Genomic DNA, 309 nt, shown 5'->3' on the forward strand with positions numbered 1-309 from the left:
TGACGAAATGGCAGCATGTCATGGAGGGCATCTTCGGCAGCGCTGTCACTGAGGTCAAACCAGAGTTGCAGGCAGTGGTTTGGCGAACTGCGCGATACCATCGCTCAGTATTATCCGGTCACCGCAACAGAAACTTCACGTTATTCCGACCAGTCGCTGGGCAATATTCTGGCGCATCTCAGCTTCACTTTCGGCTTTATTCCGCAGTACAGCTTTAATACCGTGCTGCCGGACTGCGCGAATTCAGATAATAAGTGCAACGCTTGGTCATGTGGATGGAGGGACGGTTAGCTACCGATAAGCTATCCT

At 51.8% G+C, this 309-nt stretch carries 1 pseudogene; it reads left to right on the top strand.

Annotation, left to right across the window (positions count from 1 at the left end):
* Nucleotides 1-75: 75 nt before the first annotated feature.
* Nucleotides 76-234 (top strand): annotated as a pseudogene (locus tag ACSZO1_RS22800) (acyltransferase family protein); the annotation flags it as partial.
* Nucleotides 235-309: the final 75 nt, after the last annotated feature.

This window comes from Erwinia sp. V71 (assembly GCF_965644245.1).
Classification (GTDB): domain Bacteria; phylum Pseudomonadota; class Gammaproteobacteria; order Enterobacterales; family Enterobacteriaceae; genus Erwinia.